Source organism: Streptomyces sp. AM 4-1-1, assembly GCF_029167625.1.
Classification (GTDB): domain Bacteria; phylum Actinomycetota; class Actinomycetes; order Streptomycetales; family Streptomycetaceae; genus Streptomyces.
In genome coordinates this window covers 1,827,525-1,853,996 of sequence record NZ_CP119145.1, presented here as the reverse complement: position 1 = coordinate 1,853,996, position 26,472 = coordinate 1,827,525, and the positions used below count along the sequence as shown (strand labels likewise).

Below are 26,472 nucleotides of genomic sequence, written 5' to 3'. Positions count from 1 at the left end.
GGGTCCGGCGGCCGGCGGTCGGCCAACCGGCGGACGGGTGCGGGTGGCTACGCGCCCTCCTTCAGGACGCGGGTGATCAGCGCCCGCTGGGCGTCGGTCAGCTGCGGGTCGGCGCAGTGGGTGGTCCGGCCGTCGACCGTGATCCGGTACCGGAAACCGTCCGGTACCCCGGTCGGCGGTGCGGCGGCGCCGTCCGCCAGGGCGGTCTCGGCCAGGTCCTCCCACTCGGCCGCGTCCGGCCGCCCCGAGGTGTTCACCTCGCAGTCGCGTGGGATGCCCGCGAAACCACCGGTCCGGCTTACCTGAATCAGCATGGCACCCTGTCTACCGGTGACCGGGCCGGCGCTCAAGTGGCCCGCACCCCGACCTCCGACCACGCCTTGAGCACCGCCTCCACCTCGTCGCCCTCGCCGAAGCGGCTGCGCGCCGCGGCCACGGTCAGCTTGGCGAACGCCGCGAAGTCCGCGTTCGCGGTCAGCTTGCCGCCCGTGAGCACGTCGTACCAGACATGTCCCGCGCGCTCCCACGCCTTGCCGCCGAGCGCGGTGGCGAAGAGGTAGAACGCCCGGTTGGGGATGCCGGAGTTGAGGTGCACACCGCCGTTGTCGTCGGTCGTCTCGACGTAGTGCTCCATCGAGGCGGGCTGCGGGTCCTTGCCGAGCACATCGTCGTCGTACGCCGTGCCCGGCGCCTTCAGCGAGCGCAGCGCGACCCCGGTGACCCGGGGCGCCAGCAGCCCGGCGCCGATCAGCCAGTCGGCCTGGTCGGCGGTCTGGTCCAGGGAGTACTGCTTGACCAGGGAGCCGAAGACGTCGGACACGGACTCGTTGAGCGCGCCCGACTGGCCGGAGTAGTTCAGATTGGCCGTGTACTGGGTGACCCCGTGCGTCAGCTCGTGGCCGATCACGTCGACGGACACGGTGAAGTCGACGAAGATCTCGCCGTCCCCGTCACCGAAGACCATCTGCTTGCCGTCCCAGAACGCGTTGTTGTACTTCTCGTCGAAGTGGACGGAACCGATCAGCGGCAGCCCGCGGTCGTCGATCGAATGGCGGCCGTACGCCTTGAGGAACAGCTCGAAGGTGGCGCCCAGTCCCGCGTACGCGCGGTTGACGCTGGCGTCCTTCGCGGCGGCCCCGCCCTCGTCGCGGACCTTCTTCCCCGGCAGCTTCGTGCCGTGGCGGCAGTCGTGGATGGTGCGTCGGGGTTTGTCGGACGCGGCGGCCCTGGCGGCCGGGGCGGTGAGGGGACCGGCCGCGGCCGCCCTCTCGCGATGGGTACGGCGGGCCGCGTCCCCGTCCAGGGTGCGGCGGGCGGGCCCGGCCAGCACAGGGTCCGTGGCCTGCGAGAGCTTGTCGAGGAGGTGGGGCGGCACGATGGTGCAGAAGACGGGACGGAACCCGTTGTCCAGTTCAGGGTGCATACGATCGACTGTTGCACCGCGTCATGGAAGTGTCACGGGTTGCGACGGTGATTGACGAAATAGAGTGATGGGTCGCTGTTCAACCCTTTCGGACGGGTGATCCCGCATACTGATACGGAACCGTCGTCCCCGGCCTCCCTCGGCTACGCTCTTCGCATCATGCGTTTCGGGCTGCTCCTTCTTAGCTGCCGCGGCGAGGGCCTGTAGTCGTAGGCCGACCCCCTCCCCGCGGAGTCCGGTGTTGCAGCGACACAGTCGGCCGTCCCACCGCTGGACCCGAGGAGCCCCACGCCATGACCGCCGTATCTTCCGCTGATTCCGCAGGTCCCGCCGGTTCGGCCGGAACCACCGGTTCGACCGAATCCGTCGGCCGCCCCACGCCCGTCACGAACGCCACGCACCTGCAGAAGCCGTCCGGGATGCCCGTGCACAAGTACGCCGGGTACGAGGCGGTGGAGATCCCCGACCGCACCTGGCCGGACAACCGGATCACCCGGGCGCCGCGCTGGCTCTCCACCGATCTGCGCGACGGCAACCAGGCACTGATCGACCCGATGTCCCCGGCCCGCAAGCGCGAGATGTTCGATCTGCTCGTACGCATGGGCTACAAGGAGATCGAGGTCGGGTTCCCCTCGTCCGGCGAGACCGACTTCGCGTTCGTCCGGTCCATCATCGAAGAGGGCGCGATCCCGGAGGACGTGACGATCTCCGTCCTGACGCAGGCCCGTGAAGAGCTGATCGAGCGCACCGTGGAGTCGCTGCGCGGGGCCCACCGCGCCACCGTCCACCTCTACAACGCCACCGCCCCGACCTTCCGCCGCGTGGTCTTCCGCGGATCGAAGGAGCAGGTCAAGCAGATCGCCGTGGACGGCACCCGGCTGGTCATGGAGTACGCGGACAAGATCCTCGGCGACGAGACGATCTTCGGCTACCAGTACAGCCCGGAGATCTTCACCGACACCGAGCTGGACTTCGCGCTGGAGGTCTGCGAGGCCGTCTGTGACGTCTGGCAGCCCGAGGCCGGCCGCGAGATCATCCTCAACCTGCCCGCCACCGTGGAGCGGTCGACGCCGTCCACGCACGCGGACCGGTTCGAGTGGATGTCGCGCAACCTTTCCCGCCGTGAGCACGTCTGCCTGTCGGTCCACCCGCACAACGACCGCGGTACGGCCGTGGCCGCCGCCGAACTGGCGATCATGGCGGGCGCGGACCGCATCGAGGGCTGTCTGTTCGGGCAGGGTGAGCGCACCGGCAACGTCGACCTGGTGACGCTGGGCATGAACCTCTTCTCGCAGGGCATCGACCCGCAGATCGACTTCTCGCAGATCGACGAGGTCCGCAGGACCAGCGAGTACTGCAACCAGATGGAGATCCACCCCCGCCACCCGTACGCGGGCGACCTCGTCTACACCGCCTTCTCCGGCTCCCACCAGGACGCCATCAAGAAGGGCTTCGACGCGATGGAGGCGGACGCGGCGGCCCGGGGCAGGACGGTCGACGAGATCGAGTGGGCCGTGCCGTACCTGCCGATCGACCCGAAGGACGTCGGCCGCTCCTACGAGGCGGTCATCCGGGTCAACTCTCAGTCCGGCAAGGGCGGGATCTCGTACGTCCTGAAGAACGACCACAAGCTGGACCTGCCGCGCCGGATGCAGATCGAGTTCTCCCGGATCATTCAGGCCAAGACCGACGCCGAGGGCGGCGAGGTCACCCCGGCGCAGATCTGGTCCGCGTTCCGCGACGAGTACCTGCCCAGCCCGGACGACGCGGCGGCGCGGTGGGGCCGGGTGCAGATCCGCTCGGGTCAGAGCACGACCGGCGGCGACGGCCGCGACACGATCACCGTCGAGGCGACCGTGGACGGGGTGGACACCGTGCTGACCGGTACGGGCAACGGTCCGATCTCCGCGTTCTTCCAGGCGCTCCAGGCCATCGGCATCGACGCCCGTCTGCTGGACTACACCGAGCACACGATGAGCGAGGGGGCGAGCGCGCAGGCCGCCTCGTACATCGAGTGCGCCATCGACGACAAGGTGCTGTGGGGCATCGGCATCGACGCCAACACCACGCGCGCCTCGCTGAAGGCGGTCGTCTCGGCGGTCAACCGGGCGGCCCGCTGACCTGCCGGTCCGCCGTCCGTCGGCGCGGGAGGACGCCGCGGGTCCGGCCGGCCGAGGGAAGCTGAGCGCACGTTCGAAGAACCCCGTCCGCCCTTTCGAGGGGGGCGGGGTTCGGCCATCTCCGGAGCGTTGTGACCGTCGGGGTACTGACGCCGCCTCACGGGTGTGGTTAACATCACGTCAACACGGCAACGTTGCCGGAGCGTTACGGAGGTGTGCGTCGTGCGGTCAGCCCTGGGACGAAGCGCTGGAAAGCTGCGCATCTGTGGCATCCGTACCATCTGGGACACCGTCGGTGACGGTGAGTTCTACTGCCCCGGCTGCGGAGGGGACCGCAACTACCGCCGCCTCAACGGCCGTCGGCGCTTCGCCGTCCTCGGCGTGCCCCTGATGGCGCGCGGGAGCGAGGGCCCGGTCGTCGAATGCGCCGCCTGCCGCCGTCACTTCGGCACGGACACCCTGGACCACCCCACCACCACCCGGTTCTCCGCGATGCTGCGCGACGCCGTGCACACCGTCGCGCTCGGCGTGCTCGCCGCCGGGGGCTCCTGCTCCGGGCCGTCCCTGACGGCCGCCGTCGCCACCGTGCGCGGCGCGGGGATCGAGGACTGCACGGAGGAACAGCTCGCCACCATCGTCCAGGTGCTCGCCTCCGACATCGAGCAGGGCTGCGGCGGCGGCCCGGCCGCCGAGGCGTGCGGTGCCGCGCTCGCGATCGAACTGCACGAGGTGCTGAAGCCGCTCGCCCCGCACCTGGCCCCGACCGGGCGGGAATCGCTGCTGCTCCAGGGCGCCAGGATCGCGCTCGCCGACGGACCGTACAGCCAGGCGGAACGCGATGTGCTGACCGCTGTCGGGGACGCGCTGCAACTGCGGGCCGAGGACACGGTCCGGCTGCTCGCGGCGGCCCGTACGCCGTCCTGAGCGCGCGGGAGTCCTCGACGGGTGACCTTGTGGGGCCGGAGGCGCCTGTCTGTGCGTCCGTGCGCCGGGTGCGCGCGTGCGTACGGGGGGCGCGGGTGGCGCCCGGCGTTCCGTGTGCGCGTCCGCGCTCGTAACGCCCGCGCTCGTGTGCCCGTCCTTGTGTGCCTGTGCTCGTGACGCCGCGCCAGTGCGCCCGCGCCCGTAACGCCCGCGCTCGTGCGCCCGCGCTCCTACGCCCGCGGCCGTGCGCCCGCCCTTCTACGCCTGCGGTCGTGCGCCCGCGCTCGTACGGGGCGTACTCCCCGAGGAGTAACCAGCGGCGTGCGCCCACCGTCGCAGTAGCGCCGAAGTCGCCCCGGCGCGCGATGAATCGGCCCTCCCCGGCCGGAAGTCTGGAACCACCGGACACCGACCAGGAGGGGACCCCGTGATGAGGGCGGAAACGGAACAGAACGGCGTGCCACCGGGACCGGTGGGGCTGTCCGGGGCGACGCGTGACGGCCGTGACGGCCGGAGGCGGCTTCGGCGGATGCTGCCCTGGGCGGTCGTCGCGTTCTGGGCCGCCGTGATCGCGTTCGCCGGGCCCCTCGCGGGCGGACTGGGCGACGTACAGAGCAACCGGGCGGTCGACTACCTCCCGGCCGACGCCGACTCCACCCAGGTCGCCCGCATCCAGGACGCCCTGCCCGGCGGCGAGTCCACCGACCTCGTCCTCGTCTACCACCGGGACGGTGGGCTCACGGCCGCCGACCGGGCCACGGCGGCCGAACAGACCGCCACCGTGGTCCGGGACCACGGCCTCGGTGGCAGCGTGCGAGGGATACCTTCCAGGGACGATACGACCCTCATGTACCCGGTCTCCTCGACCGGGCCGGGCCACGACGACGACGCCCGTACCGCGTTCGTCGCCGACATCCGCGCCACCGCCCAGGGCGGCGACGGGCTGAGCGTCCAGGTCGGCGGGCCCGGAGCGTTCACCGTCGACGCGCAGGAGGTGTACACCTCGGTCGACGGGCCGCTGCTGTACACGACCGTCGCGGTCGTCGCGATCCTGCTGGTCCTCATCTACCGCAGCCCGTTCCTGTGGCTGGTGCCGCTCGTCGTCGCGGGGATCGCCGACGTGCTCTCCATGGCCGTCGTCCACGCCCTCAACCGGGGCTTCGACATCACCGTCACCGGCCAGAGCTCGGCCGTCATGACCATCCTCGTCTTCGGCGCGGGCACCGACTACGCGCTGCTGCTCGTCTCCCGCTACCGCGAGGAGCTGTACCGCTCCGCCCGGCCGTCGGACGCCATGGCCGCCGCCCTGCGCGGCTGCGGACCCGCGATCATCGCCTCCTCCGGGACGGTCGCCGCCGGACTGCTCTGCCTGCTCGCGGCGGACCTCAACAGCAGCCATGGCATGGGCCCGATCGCCGCCGTCGGTGTGCTGTGCGCGCTCCTCACCATGACGACCCTGCTGCCCGCGCTGCTCGTGGTCCTGGGCCGCCGGGTCTTCTGGCCGCTCGTGCCCGAGCACGGTGGCGCCCCCGCCCGGCGCCGCTCGCCCTTCGCCGCGATGGGCGGCTCGGCCGGACGCAGGCCGGTCGCCGTGCTCGTCTGCGGCGGCGCACTCCTCGGCACGCTGGCCCTCGGCGCGTTCAACCTGCCCGGCGCGCTCACGCTGGAGGACTCGTTCACCGACGCCCCCGACTCGGTCGCGGCGATGAAGACCCTCGCCGCCGCCTACCCCGAGCACGGCACCCAGCCGATCACCGTGCTCACCCCCACCGACCGGGCGGCCGGGGCCGAGGCGAAGGCCCGTACGGTCGAGGGAGTCACCGCCGTCGAACGCGGGCGCAGCGGCGGCGGCTGGACCGAACTCGCCGTCACCGCGTCGGACGGCCCCGAAACGGCGGGGGAGCGGGCCACCATCGAGGCGCTGCGGGACGGACTGGACGGCAGCCATGTCGGCGGCCCCAGTGCCCAGCAACTCGACCTGGAGAACACCGACTCCCGCGATCTGAGGGTCGTCGTCCCGCTGGTGCTCCTGTCGGTCCTGCTGATCCTGATCGCCCTGCTGCGCAGCCTCGTCGCCCCGCTGCTGCTGGTCGCCGCCGTGGTCGCCGTCTGGGGCGCCGCGCTCGGCATCGCCGGACTGGTGGCGGTGCCGCTCCTCGGGCTCGGGGGCACCGACTCCGGGCTGCCGCTGCTGTCCTTCGTCTTCCTGGTCGCCCTCGGAGTCGACTACGGCATCTTCCTGATGCACCGGATGCGCGAGGAATCGCTGTCCGGGGCCGACCCCGCGGACGCCGCGCTGACCGCGCTGCGCGCGACGGGCGGGGTGATCGCCTCGGCCGGACTCGTCCTCGCGGCGACCTTCGCGGTCCTGATGAACATGCCGATGGTGTCCCTCGTCGAGCTGGGCTTCGTGGTCGCGGTCGGGGTGCTCCTCGACACCTTCCTCGTACGGACCTATCTGGTGACGTCCGCGAGCGTGGCCCTGCGGCACCGGGTGTGGTGGCCCGGCCGGCTGAGCCGACCGGTCGGGGACCCGGCGGAACGGCCCGCGTCCGAACCCGTACCGGCCCCCTGACAGCGGGCGCGGGCGTACCGGAGGATGACACCGTGCCTTCTCGAACCCCGCGGCTGAGTGAGCGCGTCATGACGGTCGTCAACCGCGATCCCCTGGAAGCGCCGCACAAGGTGCGCAACGACGCCCTCATCGCGGCGGGGGCCGGTGCGCTCTCGGTCGCCCTCGGCATCACCGCCGACGGCGGCCGGGCCCCCGACGCCCTGGGCTGGACGCTGCTGGTCTGCACCGTCGTCCCCCTGGTGGGCCGGCGGGTCCGGCCGCTGCTCGCCCTGGTGGTGATGATCCCGTTCCTCATGGCGTACCACGGGTGCGACAACACGCACATGGCGCCGATACCGCAGACCTGGATCGCCCTCTACACGGTGGCCGCGACCGGCAGGCCGCTGCGCACACTGCTGACCGGCATCGGCGTCCTCGGCGCCATGCTGTCCGTGGTGCTCACCATCAGCGCCCACGAGGGACTGCAACTGCTGCGCCTCTCGGGGTGGATCGTCGCCGTGCTGTTCTGCGGTGTGGACGTGCGCATCTACCGGCAGTACGTCGCCTCCATCGTGGAACGCGCCGAGCGCGCCGAACGCACCCGGGAGGAGGAGGCCCGCCGCCGGGTCGCCGAGGAACAACTGCGGATCGCCCGCGATCTGCACGATCTGCTCGCGCACAGCATCACGCTCATCGGGGTGCGGACCTCGGTCGCCTCGCACATCCTGACCGTCGACCCGGAACGCCTCGACCGGGCGGCCGTCGCCCAGGCCCTCGACGACATCGCCGACACCTGCCGCGAGGCCCGCGCCGAACTGCGCACCACCCTCCAGGTGCTGCGCGCCGACAGCCACGAGGCGGACGGGCCGCTGCCCGACCTGGCCGCACTGCCCGCCCTCGTACGCTCCGCCCGTGCCGCCGGGGCCCAGGTCGACCTCTCGGTGCGCGCCCCGGAGGGTCGGCTGCCCCCGGCGACCGGCGCCGCCGCCTACCGGATCGTGCAGGAATCCCTGACCAACGCGGTCCGGCACGCGGGGCCCGGGGTACGGATCAGCGTCGCGGTGGTGCCCGACGGCGACCGGGCGCTGCGCGTCACCGTCACCGACGACGGACCGGGTGGCGCGTCGAGGAGGCGGGCGGGGCGACGGGCGGACGGGGACCCGGCCGGCTTCGGCATCGTGGGAATGCGGGAACGCGCCCGCAGCACCGGGGGCACACTGGCCGTCGGACCCCGCCCCGGCGGCGGCTTCGAAGTCCGCGCCCTGCTGCCGTTCCACGAGCGGGAGCACCGGAACCAGCCCCAGGAGACCGCCCTGTGATCCGCGTACTGCTCGCCGACGACCAGAGGCTCGTACGGGCCGCCTTCGCGATGCTCGTCGAGTCCGCGCCCGACATGGAGGTGGTGGGCCAGGCGGGCACCGGCGTCGAAGCGGTCGAGCTGGCCCGCTCCGCGCGGGCCGACCTCGTCGTCATGGACATCCGGATGCCCGACCTCGACGGGATCGGGGCGACGCGGCTGATCGCCGCCGACGAGGACCTGGCCGGGGTGAAGGTGCTGGTCCTGACGACGTTCGACACCGACGAGCACGTCGTCGAGGCGCTGCGCGCGGGAGCGTCCGGATTCCTCGTCAAGGACACCAGGCCCGCCGATCTCCTCACCGCCATCAGAACGGTCGCGGCCGGGGACGCCCTGCTCTCGCCCGGCCCGACGGCCGGGCTGATCGCCCGCGTGCTGCGCAGCCCGCAGCCGCCCGTGAGCGGTGGCCCGGACGGGCTCTCGGGCCGGGAGCGCCAGGTGCTCGGGCTCGTCGCCCGGGGCCTCAACAACTCCGAGATCGCCGGGACCCTGGGCCTCAGCCCGCTCACCGCGAAGACCCACGTCAGCCGGATCATGGGGAAGACCGGTGCCCGGGACCGCGCGCAGCTGGTGATCATCGCCTATGAGTCGGGCCTGGTCACACCGGCCGGCGACGCGGCGGACCGGTCCGGACCGGGCACCGGCACGGCGGTGGGCGCGGGTGGCGCGGGGGCCGGGGCCGCCGGCCCCTCCCCGTACCGGACAATGGGCGCATGAGCTTGTTCCGGGACGACGGCGTCGTACTGCGTACGCAGAAGCTGGGCGAGGCCGACCGGATCATCACGATCCTGACCCGGAGCCACGGCCGGGTGCGGGCGGTCGCGCGCGGGGTGCGGCGCACCAAGTCGAAGTTCGGGGCCCGGCTGGAACCCTTCTCCCATGTGGACGTGCAGTTCTTCGCACGCGGCAGCGAACTCGTCGGGCGCGGTCTCCCGCTGTGCACCCAGAGCGAGACCATCGCCCCGTACGGAGGCGGGATCGCCGCCGACTACGCCCGCTACACGGCGGGCACCGCCATGCTGGAGACCGCCGAACGCTTCACCGACCACGAGGGGGAGCCCGCCGTCCAGCAGTACCTGCTGCTCGTCGGCGGGCTGCGGACCCTGTCGCGCGGGGAGCACGCGCCGCACCTCATCCTCGACGCCTTCCTGCTGCGCTCCCTCGCCGTCAACGGCTACGCCCCCAGCTTCGTCGACTGCGCGAAGTGCGGTATGCCCGGACCGAACCGGTTCTTCTCCGTCGCGGCGGGCGGAGTCATCTGCGGCGACTGCCGGGTGCCCGGCAGCGTCGTACCCTCAGCGGAGGCCGTCACCCTGCTGAGCGCGCTGCTCACCGGTGACTGGGAGACGGCGGACGCGAGCGAGGCGCGTCACGTCAGGGAGGGGAGCGGGCTGGTGTCCGCCTATCTGCACTGGCATCTGGAGCGCGGACTGCGCTCGCTGCGGTACGTAGAGAAGTGACACAGGGAGACGAGACAGCTCATGGCACGACGCGGGATTCTGGGACGTACCCGGCGCGAGTACAAGACCCCCGAGCCGCACCCCTCCGGCGCCCGGCCCCCGAAGATCCCCGGTGATCTGGTCCCGGAGCACGTGGCGGTCGTGATGGACGGCAACGGCCGATGGGCGAAGGAGCGCGGTCTGCCGCGCACCGAGGGCCACAAGGTCGGTGAGGGCGTCGTGATGGACGTCCTCAAGGGCTGCCTGGAGATGGGCGTCAAGAACCTCTCGCTGTACGCCTTCTCCACCGAGAACTGGAAGCGGTCCCCGGAGGAGGTGAAGTTCCTGATGGACTTCAACCGGGACGTCATCCGCCGCCGCCGCGACGAGATGAACGAACTCGGCATCCGCATCCGCTGGGTGGGCCGGATGCCCAAGCTGTGGAAGTCGGTCGTCCAGGAACTCCAGGTCGCCCAGGAACAGACCCGGGACAACGACGCGATGACGCTCTACTTCTGCGTCAACTACGGTGGCCGGGCGGAGATCGCCGACGCGGCGCAGCACATCGCGCGGGAGGTCGCGGCGGGGCGGCTCGACCCCTCGAAGGTCACCGAGAAGACCTTCGCGAAGTACATGTACTACCCGGACATGCCGGACGTGGACCTCTTCGTACGCCCCAGCGGCGAGCAGCGCACCTCCAACTACCTGATCTGGCAGAGCGCGTACGCCGAGATGGTCTTCCAGGACGTTTTGTGGCCGGACTTCGACCGCCGTGACCTGTGGCGGGCCTGCCTGGAGTACGCCAAGCGCGACCGGCGGTTCGGCGGGGCGGAGGAAGCGGCTGCGGTGGCCGGGAGCACCCCGGAGACCCAGGGCTGACCTGTGGTTATGATCACGGTTCGCTCGTCCTCGGGGAGGGGCTGTGATCGACACCTGGGGAGGGGCCGTGACCGACGCACATCAGCCGGAGCCGGCGGGAGGACCCGTGGCGCCGCAGGCCGCGGGGACGGCGGCGGGGGCGGTCGAGCTGGAGTTCCGGCCGACCGTCCAGGACCTGACCGAGGCGCTGCGCGCGCGGAACCGGGTCGGCGCCGCCGGAAGGCGACAGCGGCTCCTGCTCGTGTTGTCGCTCGTGCTGGGCGTGGCGTACGCGGTGGGGGCGGGGGTGGCGGGGCTGAACCCGCTTCCCGGCGGAGTCCTCCTCGTCGTGGCCTTCGCCCTGCTGCTGTCACCGTGGTTGCAGGCGCGCCAGTTCCACCGGATGTTCGAGCGCCAGGGCGGGTTCCGGGCGCGGGCGGACGAGACGGGTCTGACCCTCTCCAACGACAACAGCGTCACGACCACCTACTGGCGGGCCCTGCCCCGCTTCGTGGAGACGCCGAACCTGTTCGTGCTGGTCAGTGACGACAGGAACGCCGTCGGTATGACGGTGCTGGCCAAGCGCGGGGTGCGGGACGAGGCCGAGCTGGACCGGCTGCGGGCGATCCTCGACCGCCACCTCCAGCGCCGCTGAACGCGTACGGCCCCGGGCCGGGTCCGCCATGGGGGCGGGTCCGGCCCGGGGCCGTACGTCGTCGCGGGGCGGGGCCTCCCGTCCGGCCGGCCGGGCCGGATCAGCTCCGCGGGGTCCTGGCGCACTCCTCACAGGTGCCGAAGACCTCCACCGTGTGGGCCACGTTGACATAGCCGTGCTGGGCGGCGATCGTCTCCGCCCACTGTTCCACCGCCGGTCCCTCGACCTCGACGGCCTTGCCGCAGACCCGGCACACCAGGTGATGGTGGTGGTCGCCGGTCGAGCAGCGGCGGTAGACCGCCTCCCCCTCGTCGGTGCGCAGGACGTCGACCTCGCCCGCGTCGGCCAGGGACTGGAGTGTGCGGTAGACGGTGGTCAGTCCGACCGAGTCGCCCCGGTGCTTGAGCACATCGTGCAGTTCCTGGGCGCTGCGGAACTCGTCCACCTCGTCGAGCGCCGCCGCCACCGCCGCTCGTTGCCGGGTCGACCGGCCGCGTACCGGGGCTGTGTTGGTACCACTGATCGGCGCCGTCGCCACAGGAGCCTCCTCGTGTCGCCCGTACATATGTCGGGCCATTGTGCCAGTCCGCCCCGGCGGCACCGTCAGACCCGGAGGTCGTCCGTGCCGGCGCGTGGGGCCGGTACCCCCAGGGTGCACTCCTCCCCGGCCGTTTCACCCGCGCGCGCCCGCCTTCTCGCGAGCGGCGCGGCGAGCGCCGTCAGGGCGACGAAGACGCCGATGGCCAGCAGCACGATCGTCGCGCCGGGCGGCACGTCCTGGTAGTACGAGGTCACCGTGCCGGCCAGGGTCACGGCCGTGCCGATGACCACGGAGAGCACGAACGTCACCGCGAAGGACTTGGTGATCTGCTGCGCGGCGGCGACCGGCACCACCATCAGCGCGCTGACCAGCAACAGGCCGACGACCCGCATCGCGACGGTGACGGTGACCGCGGCCGTCACCGCGATCAGCAGGTTCAGCGCGCGCACCGGCAGCCCGGTGACCCGCGCGAACTCCTCGTCCTGGCTGATCGCGAACAACTGCCGCCGCAGGCCCAGGGTGACCAGCAGCACGAAGGCGGCCAGCAGGCAGATCGCGGTGATGTCCCCGGGCGAGACCGTCGAGAGCGAGCCGAAGAGGTACGAGCTCAGCTTGGCGTTGGAGCCGGTGTCGGAGAGGTTGATCAGCAGCACACCGCCCGCCATACCGCCGTAGAAGAGCATGGCCAGCGCGACGTCGCCGCGGGTGCGTCCGTACCAGCGGATCAGTTCCATCGTGATCGCGCCGGCCACCGCGACGGCCGTCGCCATCCACACCGGGCTGGTGGAGAGCAGGAAGCCGAGTCCGACGCCGGTCATCGCGATGTGGCCGATGCCGTCGCCCATCAGGGCCTGGCGGCGCTGCACGAGATAGATGCCGACGGCGGGGGCGATGACGCCGACCAGCACGGCGGCGATCAGGGCCCGCTGCATGAAGGGGGGCTGGAGGAATTCCATGGTCAGCTCAGCAGTCCGGTCCGGGCGGGCTCGGAAGCCGCGTGGGGGTGTACGTGGTCGTGGCCGGGCAGCGCGTGCTGGCCGACGGCCTTCGGGGGCGGTCCGTCGTGCATCACGCAGCCGTCGCGCAGCACCACGGCCCGGTCGATCAGAGGCTCCAGCGGGCCCAGCTCGTGCAGGACGAGCAGCACCGTGGTGCCCGCCGCGACCTGCTCGCGCAGGGTGGTGGCGAGGATTTCCTGGCTGTGCAGGTCGACGCCCGCCATCGGCTCGTCCATGATCAGGAGCTCCGGTTCGGCGGCGAGCGCCCGCGCGATCAGGACGCGCTGGTGCTGCCCTCCGGACAGGGTGTCCACGGAGTCGCCCGCCCGGTCGGCGAGTCCGACCAGCTCGATGGCCCGCTGGACGGCGGCCCGGTCCGCCTTGCCCGGCCACCGCAGCCGGGTGCGGGACAGCCGGCCGGACGAGACCACCTCGCGGATGGTCGCGGGGACGCCGGACGCGGCGGTGGTGCGCTGCGGTACGTAACCGACCCGTGCCCAGGACCGGAAGCGGCGCAGCGGGGTGGCGAACAGCTCGATCGCGCCGCCGGTCAGCTGGACCTGGCCGATGACCGAGCGCACGGCCGTCGACTTGCCGGAGCCGTTGGCGCCGAGCAGGGCGACGACCTCGCCGCGGTTGACGGTGAAGTCGACGCCGCGCAGCACGGGTCGGGCGCCGAGCGTGGCGGTCGCGCCCCGCACGGCGATCACCGGGTCGCCGCGGTGACCGGTGGCCAGGAGGGGGTCGGGGCCGGACTCGGGCGTGGCACCGGTACCGGTGGGGTCGGTGGTACCGGGGGGTGCCTGCCGGGCGGGCGGGGGGTCCGGTGTGGACGTGGGTTCGAGGGTGGTGGGCTCGGGCATGAGTGCCTCCGTTACTGCTGATGCGTGAGTCACCGCTGATACGTGAGTCACTTCGCGCCGAGTGCCTTCCGCAGCGCGGCGAGGTTGGACTCCATGACCTCGATGTAGTCATCGCCGTGGGACGCGTCCGTGATTCCCTCCAGCGGGTCGAGGACATCGGTCCGCAGCCCGGTGTCCCCCGCGAGGGTCTTGGCGGTCTTGTCACTGGCGAGTGCTTCGAAGAAGACGGTGCTCGCCCTGTCCCGCTTCGCGACCGCCTGGATCTCCTTGATCCGGGCGGGGCTCGGCTCGGCCTCGGGGTCGAGACCGGCGATGCCCTCCTGCTTCAGCCCGTACCGCTCGGCGAGGTAGCCGAAGGCGGAGTGGGTGGTGATGAAGGTCTTGGTGGTGGTGTTCCTCAGCCCCGTACGGTACGCCGTGTCGAGGGCGCCGAGGCGTCCGACCAGGGCGTCGGTGTTCTCGCGGTAGTCGGCGGCGTGGTCCGGGTCGGCCTTCTCCAGGGACGTGCCGACCCCCTTGGCGACCTCGGCGTACTTCACCGGGTCCAGCCAGATGTGCGGGTCGGCGCCGGACCCGCCGTGGTCGTGTTCGTCGTGTCCGCCGTCGTGCGCGTGCTCGTCCCCGCCGCCGTCGACCTCCGCGCCGTGGTTCTCCAGCGTGGTGAACTTCGCGGCGTCGACCGCGTGCCGGGCCCCGGACTGCTCGACCGCGTCGTCGACGGCGGGCTGGAGGCCCCTGAGGTAGAGGATGTAGTCGGCGTCGCTCAGCCCGCCGATCTGCCGGGGGGACAGCTCCAGATCGTGCGGCTCGACGCCCGGCTTGGTCAGCGCGGTGACGGAGACGTGCTTCCCGCCGATCTCCTCGGCCAGGAACTGCATCGGGTAGAAGGACGCCACCACGGCCAGTTTGTCGCCGCTCCTGTGATCGTCCCCCGCGGTGCCGGAGGAGCAGGCGGAGACGGCCGTGAGACCGAGGGCGACCGCTCCGGAGACGGCGGCGAGGGGTATGAGGCGTCGTACGTTCATGACACTCATTTTCAACAAAAATGGAAACGATTGTCAACAAGGATGATGAGATGCTCGGATGACCCTCTGACCGCCAACCGATTTGATCCAAAGGGTGCGCCCGCCGGTAATCTGAAGGCTTCGCGTTCGTCGTCGTCGTAATGAAGAGAGCACCGTGGCCGCCGACAAGATCGACTCCATCGTCAGCCTGAGCAAGCGCCGTGGCTTCGTCTATCCCTGCAGTGAGATCTACGGTGGCCAGAAGGCCGCCTGGGACTACGGGCCGCTGGGCGTCGAGCTGAAGGAGAACCTCAAGCGCCAGTGGTGGCGCTACATGGTCACCTCCCGCGAGGACGTGGTCGGTCTCGACTCGTCGGTCATCCTGGCGTCCGACGTGTGGGTGGCCTCCGGGCACGTCGCCACCTTCTCGGACCCGCTGACCGAGTGCACCTCCTGTCACAAGCGCTACCGCGCGGACCACCTGGAGGAGGCGTACGAGGAGAAGCACAACCACGCGCCCGCCAACGGCCTGGCCGACCTCAACTGCCCCAACTGCGGCAACAAGGGCACCTTCACCGAGCCCAAGCAGTTCTCGGGTCTGCTCTCGACCCACCTCGGCCCCACCCAGGACTCCGGTTCCGTCGCCTATCTGCGGCCCGAGACCGCGCAGGGCATCTTCACCAACTTCGGCCAGGTGCAGCAGACTTCGCGCAAGAAGCCGCCGTTCGGCATCGCCCAGATGGGCAAGTCCTTCCGGAACGAGATCACTCCGGGCAACTTCATCTTCCGCACCCGCGAGTTCGAGCAGATGGAGATGGAGTTCTTCGTCAAGCCGGGCGAGGACGAGCAGTGGCAGGAATACTGGATGGAGCAGCGCTGGAACTGGTACCGCGACCTCGGCATGCGCGAGGAGAACATGCGCTGGTTCGAGCACCCGAAGGAGAAGCTGTCCCACTACTCGAAGCGCACCGCTGACATCGAGTACCGCTTTCGCTTCGGCGGCAGCGAGTGGGGCGAGCTGGAGGGCGTCGCCAACCGCACGGACTACGACCTCACCGCGCACTCCAAGGCGTCCGGCACCGACCTGTCGTACTTCGACCAGGAGGCCGGCGAGCGCTGGACCCCGTACGTCATCGAGCCCGCGGCCGGTGTCGGCCGCGCGATGCTGGCCTTCCTCCTCGACGCCTACATCGAGGACGAGGCGCCGAACGCCAAGGGCGTCATGGAGAAGCGCACCGTGATGCGCCTCGACCCGCGCCTGGCGCCGGTCAAGGTCGCGGTGCTGCCGCTGTCGCGCAACTCGCAGCTGTCGCCGAAGGCCAAGGGCCTCGCCACCGACCTGCGGAAGAACTGGAACATCGAGTTCGACGACGCGGGCGCCATCGGCCGCCGCTACCGCCGTCAGGACGAGATCGGTACGCCGTTCTGCGTGACCGTGGACTTCGATACCCTCGACGACAACGCGGTGACCGTGCGCGAGCGCGACACGATGACGCAGGAGCGCGTCTCGCTGGACCAGATCCAGGCGTACCTGGGTGCCCGTCTGGCGGGCTGCTGAGCCGTTCGGGCTGATCCCGCCGATCACCCACTGATCATCCGCTGATACCGGTCGATCAGGAGAGCGAGGCCCCCGGTTCCGGTCCCGGAGCCGGGGGCCTCGTCGTGCGCTCCGGCCGGCGGCGGCCGGGACCGGCCCGGCCGCCGGGCCGGAAAAGTGGGTGCCCGGCGCCATCGGCCCGGGGTACGGTTTCCGGCATGTCTTCGTTCTTCCAGATCTACGAGTGAGTGCGCGGCGGGTCCGACCACCCGCCGCCCGACGGTTCGTTTCCGGATCACCTCAGACCTCAGGTCTCACCACGATGGGAGAACTCCGTGGCCAAGAGCCGCAACAACCTCCTCGGTGTCGGAGGACAGCGCAAGAAGCTGTCCCGCGCCGAACAGCAGGGCGCGGGCCCCGAGCGCAACGCCGACCGCATGAACGCGGCCGACCAGAAGCAGGAGCTGGTACGCAAGATGCGTGAGCGCGCGCAGTCCGCGACGCCCGCCCAGGGCGACGACTCGGCCGGGCCGGAGTCCGCGCCCCGGAGCTAGTGCCGGGAGCGGCACCAGGGCCTTTCGTTCGGCAGGGTCCGGCCGCCCCCGTGCTTCGCGGGGCGGCCGGACCCTGCCCTTCGTCCGTTCCGGGGGATGTCGAGCCGGCGTCCCGCGTCGCTGTCACGACACGGCGCGCGGCAGCCGCAGGCTCAGCGACGCCGTCAGGGCGATCGCCGCCAACTGCGCCAGCAGCGTCACGGACAGCGCGTCCCGCATCCCCGCGCCGGGCACCAGCGCCAGGAACAGCGTGCCCAGCGTCGCCACCCCCAGGGCCAGCGACGCCTGCTGCGTCGTCGTCATCACCCCGCCGCCCAACCCGGCCCGCTCGGACGGCACGTCCGAGAGCACGATCCGGAAGAGCACCGGCAGTTGGAGCCCCTGCCCGAGCCCGGCGATCGCGATGCCCGGCAGCAGCTCCCACAGCCCCAGGCCCGGCCAGCCACGCCACACGGTCAGCGCGAGCACGGCCACCCCCACGCCCTGGACCAGCGCGCCCGCCGTCACGACCCGGCTGCCGTGGCGGCGGATCAGCCGGGGACCGGCCAGCGACGCCCCGAAGAACGCCACCGCCATCGGTGTCATCGACAGTCCCGCCATGGCCGGACTCATCGCCAGCCCCTGCTGGAGCGCCACGGCGATGACGAACATGAAACCGCCGAAGCCGACCGAGAACGGCACCAGGAGACCCAGCCCATGGCGCAGCGAGTCCAGCCGCAGCAGGCTCGGCGGGACCAACGGGGTCCGTCCGAGCCGGTCCGCCCGCCGCTCGACCCGGTAGAACGCCACCGCGGCGAACGGGAACAGACCGAGCGAGATCCACGTCCACAGCGGCCAGCCCGCCGCCCGCCCCTCGGTGAGCGGCGCGAGCAGCGTCACCAGCGACGCCGCCAGCAGCAGCGTGCCGCGCACATCGACCGGCGCGGGCCGGTCCGAGCGGGTCTCCGGCACGGTACTGACGGCGAGCACCAGACCGACCGCCGCCACCGGCACGTTCACCAGGAAGATCGAGCGCCAGCCCGCGCTGTCGCCGAACACCGAGGACAGCGGCGCGGCGGCGACCAGGACCCCGCCGAGCATCTGGCCCGCGACCATGGAGAGCCCGGCGGTCGCCCCGTACAGGCTCATCGCACGGGCACGCCGGTGCCCGGCGGTCGCCGACTGGATGGTGGCAAGCACCTGCGGCAGCATCAGGGCCGCCGCCGCGCCCTGTGCGACCCGGGCCCCCACCAGGGACCAGGCGTCGGGGGCGAGCCCGCAGGCGAGCGAGGTGAGGCCGAAGGCGGCCATCCCGATCAGGAAGAGTCTGCGCCGCCCCGCCATGTCGCCGAGCCGGCCGCCCAGGACCAGCAGTACGGCGTACGCGAGGCCGTAGCCCGCCACGACCAGCTCCAACAGGGCGGGGCCCGCGGCCAGATCGTGGTCGATGGTGGGCAGGGCGACGTTCACTATGAAGAAGTCCACGAGCGGCAGCGCGGCGCCGAGCAGCACGGTGAACAGCCCGAGCGTGCCGAGCACGGGCGCGCGGTGATCATGGCGCTCGCCCCGGGATTCCGGGTACGGGGATCGCGGGTACGGGGGTTCGGTGGACGGGGAGACCGGGGGAGTGGATGAGGCCGTGGTCAGTGCGGTGGAATCGTTCACGACCACGAGGATCGTCCAGCCCCCAGCCTGGTACCAGAGTCTTCTCATGCTGGTACCAGCAGTACCTGGCACACCGCCGGGCCGTTCGGCACTCTGGGGGCATGACGATGACGGCGACCGGCGGGACCATGGCGAACAGCGGGACGACGGCGAACAGCGGGACCGGGGCCCCGGAGGCATCCGGGGAACCCTCGGCACCCGACACCGACGCGTCCGGAGGCCCCGCGCGTGAGGTCCCCGACGCCGAGGTCCGGCGGCACGAACTGGCGGCCTTCCTGCGCAGCCGCCGTGAGCGCATCACCCCCGAACAGGTCGGCCTCGTCCGGGGGCGACGCCGGCGCACCCCCGGCCTGCGCCGGGAGGAGGTCGCCCAGCTCTCCGCCGTCGGCGTCACCTGGTACACGTGGTTGGAACAGGCCCGAGACATCCAGGTCTCGCCGCAGGTCCTCGACTCCCTCGCCCGCGCGCTGCTCCTCGACCGCAGCGAGCGCTCGCACCTCTTCTCGCTCTCGGGCGCCGTCGACCCCGCCCCTGGCACGCAGTGCCCCAGCATCACCCCGGCGCTGCGGCAGACGCTGAGGCGACTGGAACCGTTTCCGGCCTGCGTGCAGAACAGCCGGTACGACATCCTCGCGTACAACCGCACCTACGGTCGGCTGCTCTGCGACCTGGACGCGGTCGCCCCCGAGGACCGCAACTGCCTGATCCTGTCGTACACCCACCAGGACTGGCGCGAGTCCGTCGTCGACCTCCCCGCGATGCACCGGCTGATGACCGCCAAGTTCCGGGCCGCCATGGCCGGTCACCTCGCCGAGCCCGCCTGGAAAGCCCTCCTCGGACGGCTGGAGGCGGCATCGCCCGAGTTCCGCGAGGTCTGGGCGCGGCACGAAGTGGTGGGACAGGGCGGCCCGACCAAGCACTTCCGCAACGCCGGTGTGGGGCTGCTTCACCTCGACCACACCGACTTCTGGCTGGGTCCTTCCGCGGGGCCGCGCATGGTGACGTACGTGCCCGCCGACGAGCGGACCAGGGAGCGGCTGGAGCGCTTGCTGGCGCTGGCGATCGGCGAGACCGGGGACTGAGCGCGGGCCGGACGGGACGGGAAGGCGGGTCGGGAAGGTCGGCGAGACCGGGGACTGAGCGCGGGCCGGACGGGACGGGACGGCGGGTCGGGAAGGTCGGGAAGGTCGGGGAGGCCGGGTGGGTCGGGAGGGCTCGGAGGGCGTACGTGGGGAGCCTCAGGCGGCGCCCGCGTCGGGTTTCGGGTCGCGACCCGCCTCAGGTGTACGCGACGGGGGCTCCACGCGTACGCGGCGAACTTTCGGCGTACGCGACAATGGGGGAATGACCACGCTCGCCCCCTCCCTCCCGCTGCTCCGGATCGGCCCGCACACCGTGCAGCCGCCGGTGGTGCTCGCCCCCATGGCCGGTATCACCAACGCCCCGTTCCGCACCCTGTGCCGTGAGTTCTCCGGCGGGAAGGGGCTGTTCGTCAGCGAGATGATCACGACGCGGGCCCTGGTCGAGCGCAACGAGAAGACCATGCAGCTCATCCGGTTCGACGCGACCGAGACCCCGCGCTCGATCCAGCTCTACGGCGTCGACCCGGTGACCGTCGGCGAGGCCGTCCGCATGATCGTGGACGAGGGCCTGGCCGACCACATCGACCTGAACTTCGGCTGCCCGGTCCCGAAGGTGACCCGCAAGGGCGGCGGCTCGGCACTGCCGTACAAGAGGCCGCTGCTGCGGGCGATCCTGCGCGAGGCCGTCTCGCACGCGGGGGACGTCCCGGTCACCATCAAGATGCGCAAGGGCATCGACGACGACCACCTCACCTATCTGGACGCGGGCCGGATCGCCGTGGAGGAGGGCGTCACGGCCGTGGCGCTGCACGGCAGGACGGCGGCCCAGCACTACGGCGGCACGGCCGACTGGGAGGCCATCGCCCGGCTCAAGGAGCACGTGCCGGAGATCCCGGTCCTCGGCAACGGCGACATCTGGTGCGCCGACGACGCCCACCGGATGATGCGCGAGACCGGCTGCGACGGCGTCGTCGTGGGGCGGGGCTGTCTGGGGCGGCCCTGGCTCTTCGGCGACCTGGTGAGCGCCTTCGAGGGGACCGGGACCCGGCAGGCCCCGCCGCTGCGCGAGGTGGCGGCCGTCATGCTGCGGCACGCGACGCTGCTGGGCGAGTGGATCGGCGACGAGAGGCGCGGAGTGATCGACTTCCGCAAGCACGTGGCCTGGTACCTCAAGGGCTTCGCGGTCGGCTCCGAGATGCGCAAGAAGCTGGCGGTCACCTCGTCGCTGGACGAGCTGGGCGCTCAGTTGAGCGAGCTGGACCTGGACCAGCCGTGGCCGGACGGCGCGGACGGACCGCGCGGACGGACCTCGGGCAACAACCGGGTCGTGCTGCCGGACGGCTGGCTGAAGGACCCGTTCGACAGTGCCTGCGTGAGCGCGGACGCGGAGCTGGACACCTCGGGCGGCTGATGCGCGGCGGCCCAGGCCGCCAGGCGCTGCGGGGGCCCATGGCCGAGGTGAGCTGCTGAGGCGCGGGTACCGAGGCGCGGGCACCGGGATGTGGGATCGAGGCGCGGCACCGGTCGGGCACCGGGCGCGGCCAGGGATCGGTTCCCGGGGCGCGCGGCGGGGGGGGGGGGGGGGGGGAAACGGAATCCGTTTCCCCACCCCCCGTTCGCCGTACCCGAGGTCGTCCGAATGGTGGTATCGGAGCACCGCGATGAGCGTGATCCTCGCCACCCTTGATAGGGGGCGTGCTCACATGAGCGCTTTTGGCGGGGTGCACTTTTCAAAGGTTGGCACTCAGTGCCACCCTTTCTCTTTTCGATCGATCATCCTTCATGTCACCGAACGTGGCCATCTCCGGCCGTTTCAACTGCTCTCCGTGTCCGTCCGTTCGGGAAGTGAAGGTGACGGTTCCGGTGTGGCTCTTCCGACGCACTTTCGATCTGCTGGCGGACGAGTGGTTAAGCCCCTATGACAGACAAGTGGACATACCCAGAAGCCTTCGATCTGGGTATGTTCCTCGCCGTCAGGGCAGCCACCGCGTCCTCGAGGAGTCGAGACCCGTGTCGGAAAACAAAGATCCCCACGTATCCATCCCGGAGTCCCAGGGGCAGAAGTTCGTCTACGACTTCACCGAGGGCAACAAGGATCTGAAAGACCTGCTCGGCGGGAAGGGTGCGAACCTCGCCGAGATGACCAACCTCGGGCTGCCCGTCCCCCCGGGCTTCACCATCAGCACCGAGGCGTGCAAGGTCTACCTCGAAAGCGGCGAGGAGCCGGCCGCACTGCGGGACGAGGTGAGCGCCCACCTCGACGCGCTCGAACAGCGGATGGGCAAGAAGCTCGGCCAGGCCGACGACCCGCTGCTGGTCTCCGTCCGCTCCGGCGCCAAGTTCTCCATGCCGGGCATGATGGACACGGTCCTCAACATCGGTCTCTCCGACGCGTCGGTCGTCGGGCTCACCGCCCAGTCCGGCGACGAGCGCTTCGCCTGGGACTCGTACCGCCGGCTCATCCAGATGTTCGGCAAGACGGTCCTCGGCGTCGAAGGCGACCTGTTCGAGGAGGCGCTGGAGGCCGCCAAGCGGGCCAAGGGCGTCACGGTCGACGTGGACCTCGACGCGGCCGACCTGAAGAAGCTGGTCAAGCAGTTCAAGAAGATCGTCACGCGGGACGCCGGGCGTGACTTCCCGCAGGACCCGCGCGAGCAGATGGACCTGGCCATAAGGGCGGTCTTCGACTCGTGGAACACCGACCGCGCCAAGCTCTACCGCCGCCAGGAGCGCATCCCCGGCGACCTCGGCACGGCCGTCAACGTCTGCTCGATGGTCTTCGGCAACCTCGGCCCCGACTCCGGTACGGGGGTCGCCTTCACCCGCGACCCGGCCAGCGGACACCAGGGTGTGTACGGCGACTACCTCCAGAACGCCCAGGGCGAGGACGTCGTCGCGGGCATCCGCAACACCGTGGCGCTCGCCGATCTGGAGACCATCGACAAGACGTCGTACGACCGGCTCATGTCGATCATGGAGACGCTGGAGACCCACTACAAGGACCTCTGCGACATCGAGTTCACCATCGAGCGCGGCCAGCTGTGGATGCTCCAGACCCGCGTCGGCAAGCGCACCGCGGGCGCCGCGTTCCGGATCGCCACCCAGCTCGTCGACCAGGGGCTCATCGACGAGGCCGAGGCGCTGCAACGCGTCAACGGCGCGCAGCTCGCGCAGCTGATGTTCCCGCGCTTCGACGACGAGGCGAAGACCGAACTGCTCGGCCGTGGCATCGCCGCCTCGCCGGGCGCCGCGGTCGGCAAGGCGGTGTTCGACTCGTACACCGCGATCAAGTGGTCACGCTCCGGCGAGCAGGTCATCCTCATCCGCCGCGAGACCAACCCGGACGACCTCGACGGCATGATCGCCGCCCAGGGCATCCTGACCTCGCGCGGCGGCAAGACCTCGCACGCGGCCGTGGTCGCCCGTGGCATGGGCAAGACCTGTGTCTGCGGCGCCGAGGAGCTGGAGGTCGACACCAAGCGGCGGCGGATGACCGTCGGCGACCGGGTCGTGGAGGAGGGCGACGTCGTCTCCATCGACGGTTCGACCGGCAAGGTGTACCTGGGCGAGGTGCCCGTCGTGCCGTCCCCGGTCGTGGAGTACTTCGAGGGCCGGATGCACGCGGGCGCCGACGACGCCGACGAGCTGGTCGCCGCCGTGCACCGGGTCATGGCGTACGCGGACCGGGTGCGCCGGCTGCGGGTGCGGGCCAACGCGGACAACGCGGAGGACGCGCTGCGGGCACGGCGCTTCGGGGCCCAGGGCATCGGCCTGTGCCGTACCGAGCACATGTTCCTCGGCGAGCGGCGTGAGCTGGTCGAGAAGCTGATCCTGGCCGACACGGACGACGAGCGTGAGACGGCGCTGGGCGCCCTCCTGCCGCTCCAGAAGGCCGACTTCATCGAGCTGTTCGAGGCGATGGACGGGCTGCCCGTGACCGTACGGCTGCTCGACCCGCCGCTGCACGAGTTCCTGCCGGACATCACCGAGCTGTCGGTGCGGGTCGCGCTCGCCGAGTCCCGTCAGGACGCCAACGAGAACGACCTCCGGCTCCTCCAGGCCGTCCACAAGCTGCACGAGCAGAACCCGATGCTGGGGCTGCGCGGGGTCCGGCTCGGACTGGTCATCCCCGGTCTGTTCGCCATGCAGGTACGGGCCATCGCCGAGGCGGCGGCCGAGCGGATGAACGCCAAGGCCGACCCGCGCGCCGAGATCATGATCCCGCTCGTCGGCACGGTCCAGGAGCTGGAGATCGTCCGCGAGGAGGCCGACCAGGTCATCGCCGAGGTCGAGGCCGCCACCGGTACCCGCCTCAAGCTCTCCATCGGCACGATGATCGAACTGCCGCGCGCCGCGCTGACCGCCGGCCAGATCGCCGAGGCCGCGGAGTTCTTCTCCTTCGGCACCAACGACCTGACGCAGACGGTGTGGGGCTTCTCGCGGGACGACGTGGAGGCGTCGTTCTTCACCGCGTACCTGGAGAAGGGCATCTTCGGGGTGTCGCCGTTCGAGACGATCGACAAGGACGGTGTCGGCGCGCTGGTGCGCAGCGCCGTCGAAGCGGGCCGGGCCACCCGTCCCGGCCTCAAGCTGGGCGTCTGCGGGGAGCACGGCGGCGATCCGGAGTCGGTGCACTTCTTCCACGAGGTCGGGCTGGACTACGTCTCCTGCTCGCCGTTCCGTATCCCCGTCGCGCGGCTGGAGGCGGGCCGCGCCGCCGCCGTGGCGTCGAAGGGCCGGGGCAGCGACAGCCGCTGAACGGCGTCCGCGGCGGGTCGTCGAGGGACCGGGACCGGTTCGCCGAGGGGCCGGGACCGCGTCCGTCGCAGGGCCGGGACCGCGACCGCGGCAGGGCCGGGACCGCGACCGCACTCGCCACAGGGCCGAGCCCCGCGACCGCACTCGCCACAGGGCCGGGACCGCGTCCCGAGCAGCGCCGGACCCGTGTCCCGCATCGGCCGGACCGGTGCCCGCCGCGGGCTCGGCCGCGTCGGCCGCGGGGCTCGGGCCGCGTCCGCAGCCGACCGGACCCGCGTGCTGTGTCGGCTGCCAGTGCCCGCTGTCGGCCCGGCCCGGCCCGCGTCGGCCGCGGGCCGGGCCCGTGCTCTCTCCCGTCCGGGGCCGCCGTCGGATCACCTCATCCCGACGGCGGCCCCGGAACTCCCGAAGTGGCGGTAACCCGTGCGCGGGTGCCGCCTTTTTGTCATGTCCAGGGCAATTGAACCGCGCGTCGTCCGGAGTGTGGCGAGGCCCCGGGGGGCGATGGAATCCGATATTCGACGAGGCGTCAGCTGTTGAATTGCGGACAGTTGAGCGCCATCCTTTTCTCCGTTCGATGCGCAAAGAAATGAGCGCGGAACGACCGGGGAACGGGATGGGAACGCCGCCGGAACGAACCAGGGTGCGGCCCGCGGATACCCCATCCGCGAACCGCACCCGGCTTACCCCCGTCGGACACGGAGCCGCACCATTGCCAACCGCCGCCGAACGCGCGAAGCCCCCCACGGCCTTCACTCGTTCAATCGGTGGCTCTGGTTTCGTGCCCGACGTCGTACAGCTTTTCGGGTGACACCGCCCTGGGGCGAGACGTTTCAACTGTGGCTGAAACCCCGTGGTGACGTCCTGTGATGGCTCGCATACGATTTGATGGGGGCGATTGCGGGTGCAAGGGGTGGGGTTCAGTGTTGCGCATTCATTTCACCGGGGTGGACCTGTCCAAGGTCCGCATGGCGGCGAGGCCGGACGCATTGTGGGAAACCATTCTCAGTTTCCATCGACTGCGGGACCGCCGGGCTTCCACGGTGTTCGGTGACTGGCGAACCGAAACACGGCCACGACTGAATGGTGAGACGCGGCTGCTGGCGGCGATCGTTCCGCAGCGCGGCTATTTCCCGGATTTCCTGACACCCACTCAGGGGAACGGCGAGCCGTTCGGTCTGGACGCGGGGATGGAGGCCCTGCGCGACACACCGCCCGAGCGGCTGCACCGCGAGCTGTCGCTCGTCGCGTCCGGCCGACCGCAGCAGACGCGCCTCGGCGGCCTCGGCGGCAACCGGTCGGCACATGGAACGGCGGTGCGGGAACGACCCCCGCACCCCAGGCTCGAAGCGCTCACCGAGGGCCGCGTCGAACCGCTGGGCCGCCTCATCGGCGCCCTGCGCGGCTACCACCGCGCCGCCGTCGAGCCCTACTGGCCGCACATCCAGGCAAGCGTCGAGGCCGACCGCGCGGTCCGGGGCCGGGCCCTGCTCGACGGCGGCGCGGACGAACTCCTCGGCACGCTGCCGCCGATGATGCGCTGGCGCGCACCGGTCCTGGAGGCGGACTACCCGGTCGACCGGGAACTGCGCCTGGACGGCCGGGGATTACTGCTCCAGCCGTCGTTCTTCTGCCGGGGCACCCCGGTCGTCTACCGCGACCCTCATCTGCCACCGGTCCTCGTCTACCCGGTCACCCACCCCGGCGCCCCCACCTTCGCGGAACCCGGCCCCTGGCTCGGCCGACTCGTCGGCCACACCCGGTCCGCGGTGCTCCGGTCCATCGGCGACGGCTGCACGACCAGCGAGCTGGCCCGCCGCGCCGGGGTCTCGTTGGCCTCCGCCAGCCAGCACGCCTGTGTGCTGCGCGAGGCGGGTCTGGTCCACACGCTGCGCCACGGCAGCTCGGTGCTGCACACGCTCACCCCGCTGGGCGGCTCACTGCTCAGGGGCGGCGCACCGCTCGCGCTGTCCTGAGGCCGGGCACCGGGGGTGCCCCGGTCCGGCTGACGGCCGGGGTCGTGGGGGTGGGCGTGGGGGGTCGGGGTACGGCGGTGGCCCGTGAGGATCGGCTCGTGGTCGGCGGGTGTGCGGCGGTGGCCGGTAAGGATCGGCTATGGCCGGGGGCGTACAGCAGTGACTCGTACGGACCGATTCGTGGT

21 protein-coding genes are annotated in these 26,472 nt (G+C 71.4%); 14 read left to right on the top strand and 7 right to left on the bottom strand.

All coding sequences use genetic code 11. The features are described 5' to 3' along the window. Positions 1 to 47: 47 nt before the first annotated feature. Both PZB75_RS07785 and PZB75_RS07780 read right to left on the bottom strand, forming a co-directional pair. Positions 48 to 314 carry a protealysin inhibitor emfourin gene (locus tag PZB75_RS07785; RefSeq protein ID WP_275534559.1) on the bottom strand — a complete coding sequence of 89 codons (267 nt, stop codon included), beginning with the start codon at positions 312 to 314 and terminating at the stop codon, positions 48 to 50. 32 nt (positions 315 to 346) lie between these two features. Further along, positions 347 to 1,423 carry a M4 family metallopeptidase gene (locus PZB75_RS07780; RefSeq protein ID WP_275534558.1) on the bottom strand — a complete coding sequence of 359 codons (1,077 nt, stop codon included), beginning with the start codon at positions 1,421 to 1,423 and terminating at the stop codon, positions 347 to 349. A gap of 293 nt (positions 1,424 to 1,716) precedes the next feature. Between PZB75_RS07780 and leuA the strand changes: the two genes are divergently transcribed. The 8 genes from leuA (at position 1,717) to PZB75_RS07740 (ending at position 11,330) form a co-directional block, all read left to right on the top strand. Then, positions 1,717 to 3,543, top strand: a complete 1,827-nt coding sequence (gene leuA / locus PZB75_RS07775; protein WP_275534557.1) for a 2-isopropylmalate synthase — start codon at positions 1,717 to 1,719, stop codon at positions 3,541 to 3,543. 222 nt (positions 3,544 to 3,765) lie between these two features. Then, complete coding sequence (locus PZB75_RS07770; RefSeq protein WP_275534556.1) at positions 3,766 to 4,467, top strand: TerB family tellurite resistance protein; 702 nt, start codon at positions 3,766 to 3,768, stop codon at positions 4,465 to 4,467. Positions 4,468 to 4,996: 529 nt separating this feature from the next. Then, complete coding sequence (locus PZB75_RS07765) at positions 4,997 to 7,042, top strand: MMPL family transporter (protein ID WP_275538627.1); 2,046 nt, start codon at positions 4,997 to 4,999, stop codon at positions 7,040 to 7,042. A 68-nt stretch (positions 7,043 to 7,110) separates the two neighbouring features. Next, positions 7,111 to 8,340, top strand: a complete 1,230-nt coding sequence (locus PZB75_RS07760) for an ATP-binding protein (RefSeq protein ID WP_275538626.1) — start codon at positions 7,111 to 7,113, stop codon at positions 8,338 to 8,340. Continuing rightward, the gene (locus tag PZB75_RS07755; protein ID WP_275534555.1) at positions 8,337 to 9,095 is read left to right on the top strand and encodes a response regulator transcription factor; all 759 of its coding nucleotides are present in this window, start codon (positions 8,337 to 8,339) and stop codon (positions 9,093 to 9,095) included. The genes PZB75_RS07760 and PZB75_RS07755 overlap by 4 nt, the downstream gene beginning before the upstream one ends. Continuing rightward, positions 9,092 to 9,838: a DNA repair protein RecO gene (recO, locus tag PZB75_RS07750; protein ID WP_275534554.1), complete on the top strand. Its 747-nt coding sequence runs from the start codon at positions 9,092 to 9,094 to the stop codon at positions 9,836 to 9,838. The genes PZB75_RS07755 and recO overlap by 4 nt, the downstream gene beginning before the upstream one ends. A gap of 21 nt (positions 9,839 to 9,859) precedes the next feature. Continuing rightward, on the top strand, positions 9,860 to 10,696 hold the full coding sequence (locus PZB75_RS07745; RefSeq protein ID WP_275534553.1) for an isoprenyl transferase: 837 nt from the start codon (positions 9,860 to 9,862) through the stop codon (positions 10,694 to 10,696). A 67-nt stretch (positions 10,697 to 10,763) separates the two neighbouring features. Further along, complete coding sequence (locus PZB75_RS07740) at positions 10,764 to 11,330, top strand: YcxB family protein (RefSeq protein ID WP_275534552.1); 567 nt, start codon at positions 10,764 to 10,766, stop codon at positions 11,328 to 11,330. Positions 11,331 to 11,430: 100 nt separating this feature from the next. Here the strand turns inward: PZB75_RS07740 and PZB75_RS07735 are convergent, their stop codons facing one another. The 4 genes from PZB75_RS07735 to PZB75_RS07720 form a co-directional block, all read right to left on the bottom strand. Continuing rightward, the gene (locus PZB75_RS07735) at positions 11,431 to 11,868 is read right to left on the bottom strand and encodes a transcriptional repressor (RefSeq protein ID WP_275534551.1); all 438 of its coding nucleotides are present in this window, start codon (positions 11,866 to 11,868) and stop codon (positions 11,431 to 11,433) included. A gap of 65 nt (positions 11,869 to 11,933) precedes the next feature. Further along, complete coding sequence (locus tag PZB75_RS07730) at positions 11,934 to 12,827, bottom strand: metal ABC transporter permease (protein WP_275534550.1); 894 nt, start codon at positions 12,825 to 12,827, stop codon at positions 11,934 to 11,936. A gap of 2 nt (positions 12,828 to 12,829) precedes the next feature. Beyond that, positions 12,830 to 13,732 (bottom strand): metal ABC transporter ATP-binding protein, encoded by a 903-nt coding sequence (locus tag PZB75_RS07725; RefSeq protein WP_275534549.1) that lies wholly within the window; start codon positions 13,730 to 13,732, stop codon positions 12,830 to 12,832. 47 nt (positions 13,733 to 13,779) lie between these two features. Next, positions 13,780 to 14,757, bottom strand: coding sequence for a metal ABC transporter substrate-binding protein (locus PZB75_RS07720; RefSeq protein ID WP_275534548.1), 978 nt, complete (start codon positions 14,755 to 14,757; stop codon positions 13,780 to 13,782). A gap of 154 nt (positions 14,758 to 14,911) precedes the next feature. Between PZB75_RS07720 and PZB75_RS07715 the strand changes: the two genes are divergently transcribed. Together PZB75_RS07715 and PZB75_RS07710 are read left to right on the top strand one after the other, a co-directional pair. After that, positions 14,912 to 16,294 carry a glycine--tRNA ligase gene (locus PZB75_RS07715; RefSeq protein WP_275534547.1) on the top strand — a complete coding sequence of 461 codons (1,383 nt, stop codon included), beginning with the start codon at positions 14,912 to 14,914 and terminating at the stop codon, positions 16,292 to 16,294. A 314-nt stretch (positions 16,295 to 16,608) separates the two neighbouring features. After that, positions 16,609 to 16,827 (top strand): DUF6243 family protein, encoded by a 219-nt coding sequence (locus PZB75_RS07710; RefSeq protein WP_275534546.1) that lies wholly within the window; start codon positions 16,609 to 16,611, stop codon positions 16,825 to 16,827. Positions 16,828 to 16,950: 123 nt separating this feature from the next. Here the strand turns inward: PZB75_RS07710 and PZB75_RS07705 are convergent, their stop codons facing one another. Further along, the gene (locus PZB75_RS07705; protein WP_275534545.1) at positions 16,951 to 18,519 is read right to left on the bottom strand and encodes an MFS transporter; all 1,569 of its coding nucleotides are present in this window, start codon (positions 18,517 to 18,519) and stop codon (positions 16,951 to 16,953) included. Between the two features lie 53 nt (positions 18,520 to 18,572). Here PZB75_RS07705 and PZB75_RS07700 point away from each other — a divergent pair, with 53 nt between their 5' ends. The 4 genes from PZB75_RS07700 to PZB75_RS07685 all read left to right on the top strand — a co-directional run bounded on the left by PZB75_RS07700 (position 18,573) and on the right by PZB75_RS07685 (position 26,287). After that, entirely contained in the window at positions 18,573 to 19,553 is a 981-nt protein-coding gene (locus PZB75_RS07700; RefSeq protein ID WP_275534544.1) for a helix-turn-helix transcriptional regulator, read from the top strand. A 262-nt stretch (positions 19,554 to 19,815) separates the two neighbouring features. After that, the gene (dusB, locus tag PZB75_RS07695; RefSeq protein ID WP_275534543.1) at positions 19,816 to 20,964 is read left to right on the top strand and encodes a tRNA dihydrouridine synthase DusB; all 1,149 of its coding nucleotides are present in this window, start codon (positions 19,816 to 19,818) and stop codon (positions 20,962 to 20,964) included. A gap of 599 nt (positions 20,965 to 21,563) precedes the next feature. Beyond that, positions 21,564 to 24,311 carry a pyruvate, phosphate dikinase gene (gene ppdK, locus PZB75_RS07690; protein ID WP_275534542.1) on the top strand — a complete coding sequence of 916 codons (2,748 nt, stop codon included), beginning with the start codon at positions 21,564 to 21,566 and terminating at the stop codon, positions 24,309 to 24,311. A gap of 923 nt (positions 24,312 to 25,234) precedes the next feature. Then, on the top strand, positions 25,235 to 26,287 hold the full coding sequence (locus PZB75_RS07685) for a helix-turn-helix domain-containing protein (protein ID WP_275534541.1): 1,053 nt from the start codon (positions 25,235 to 25,237) through the stop codon (positions 26,285 to 26,287). Positions 26,288 to 26,472 lie beyond the last annotated feature (185 nt).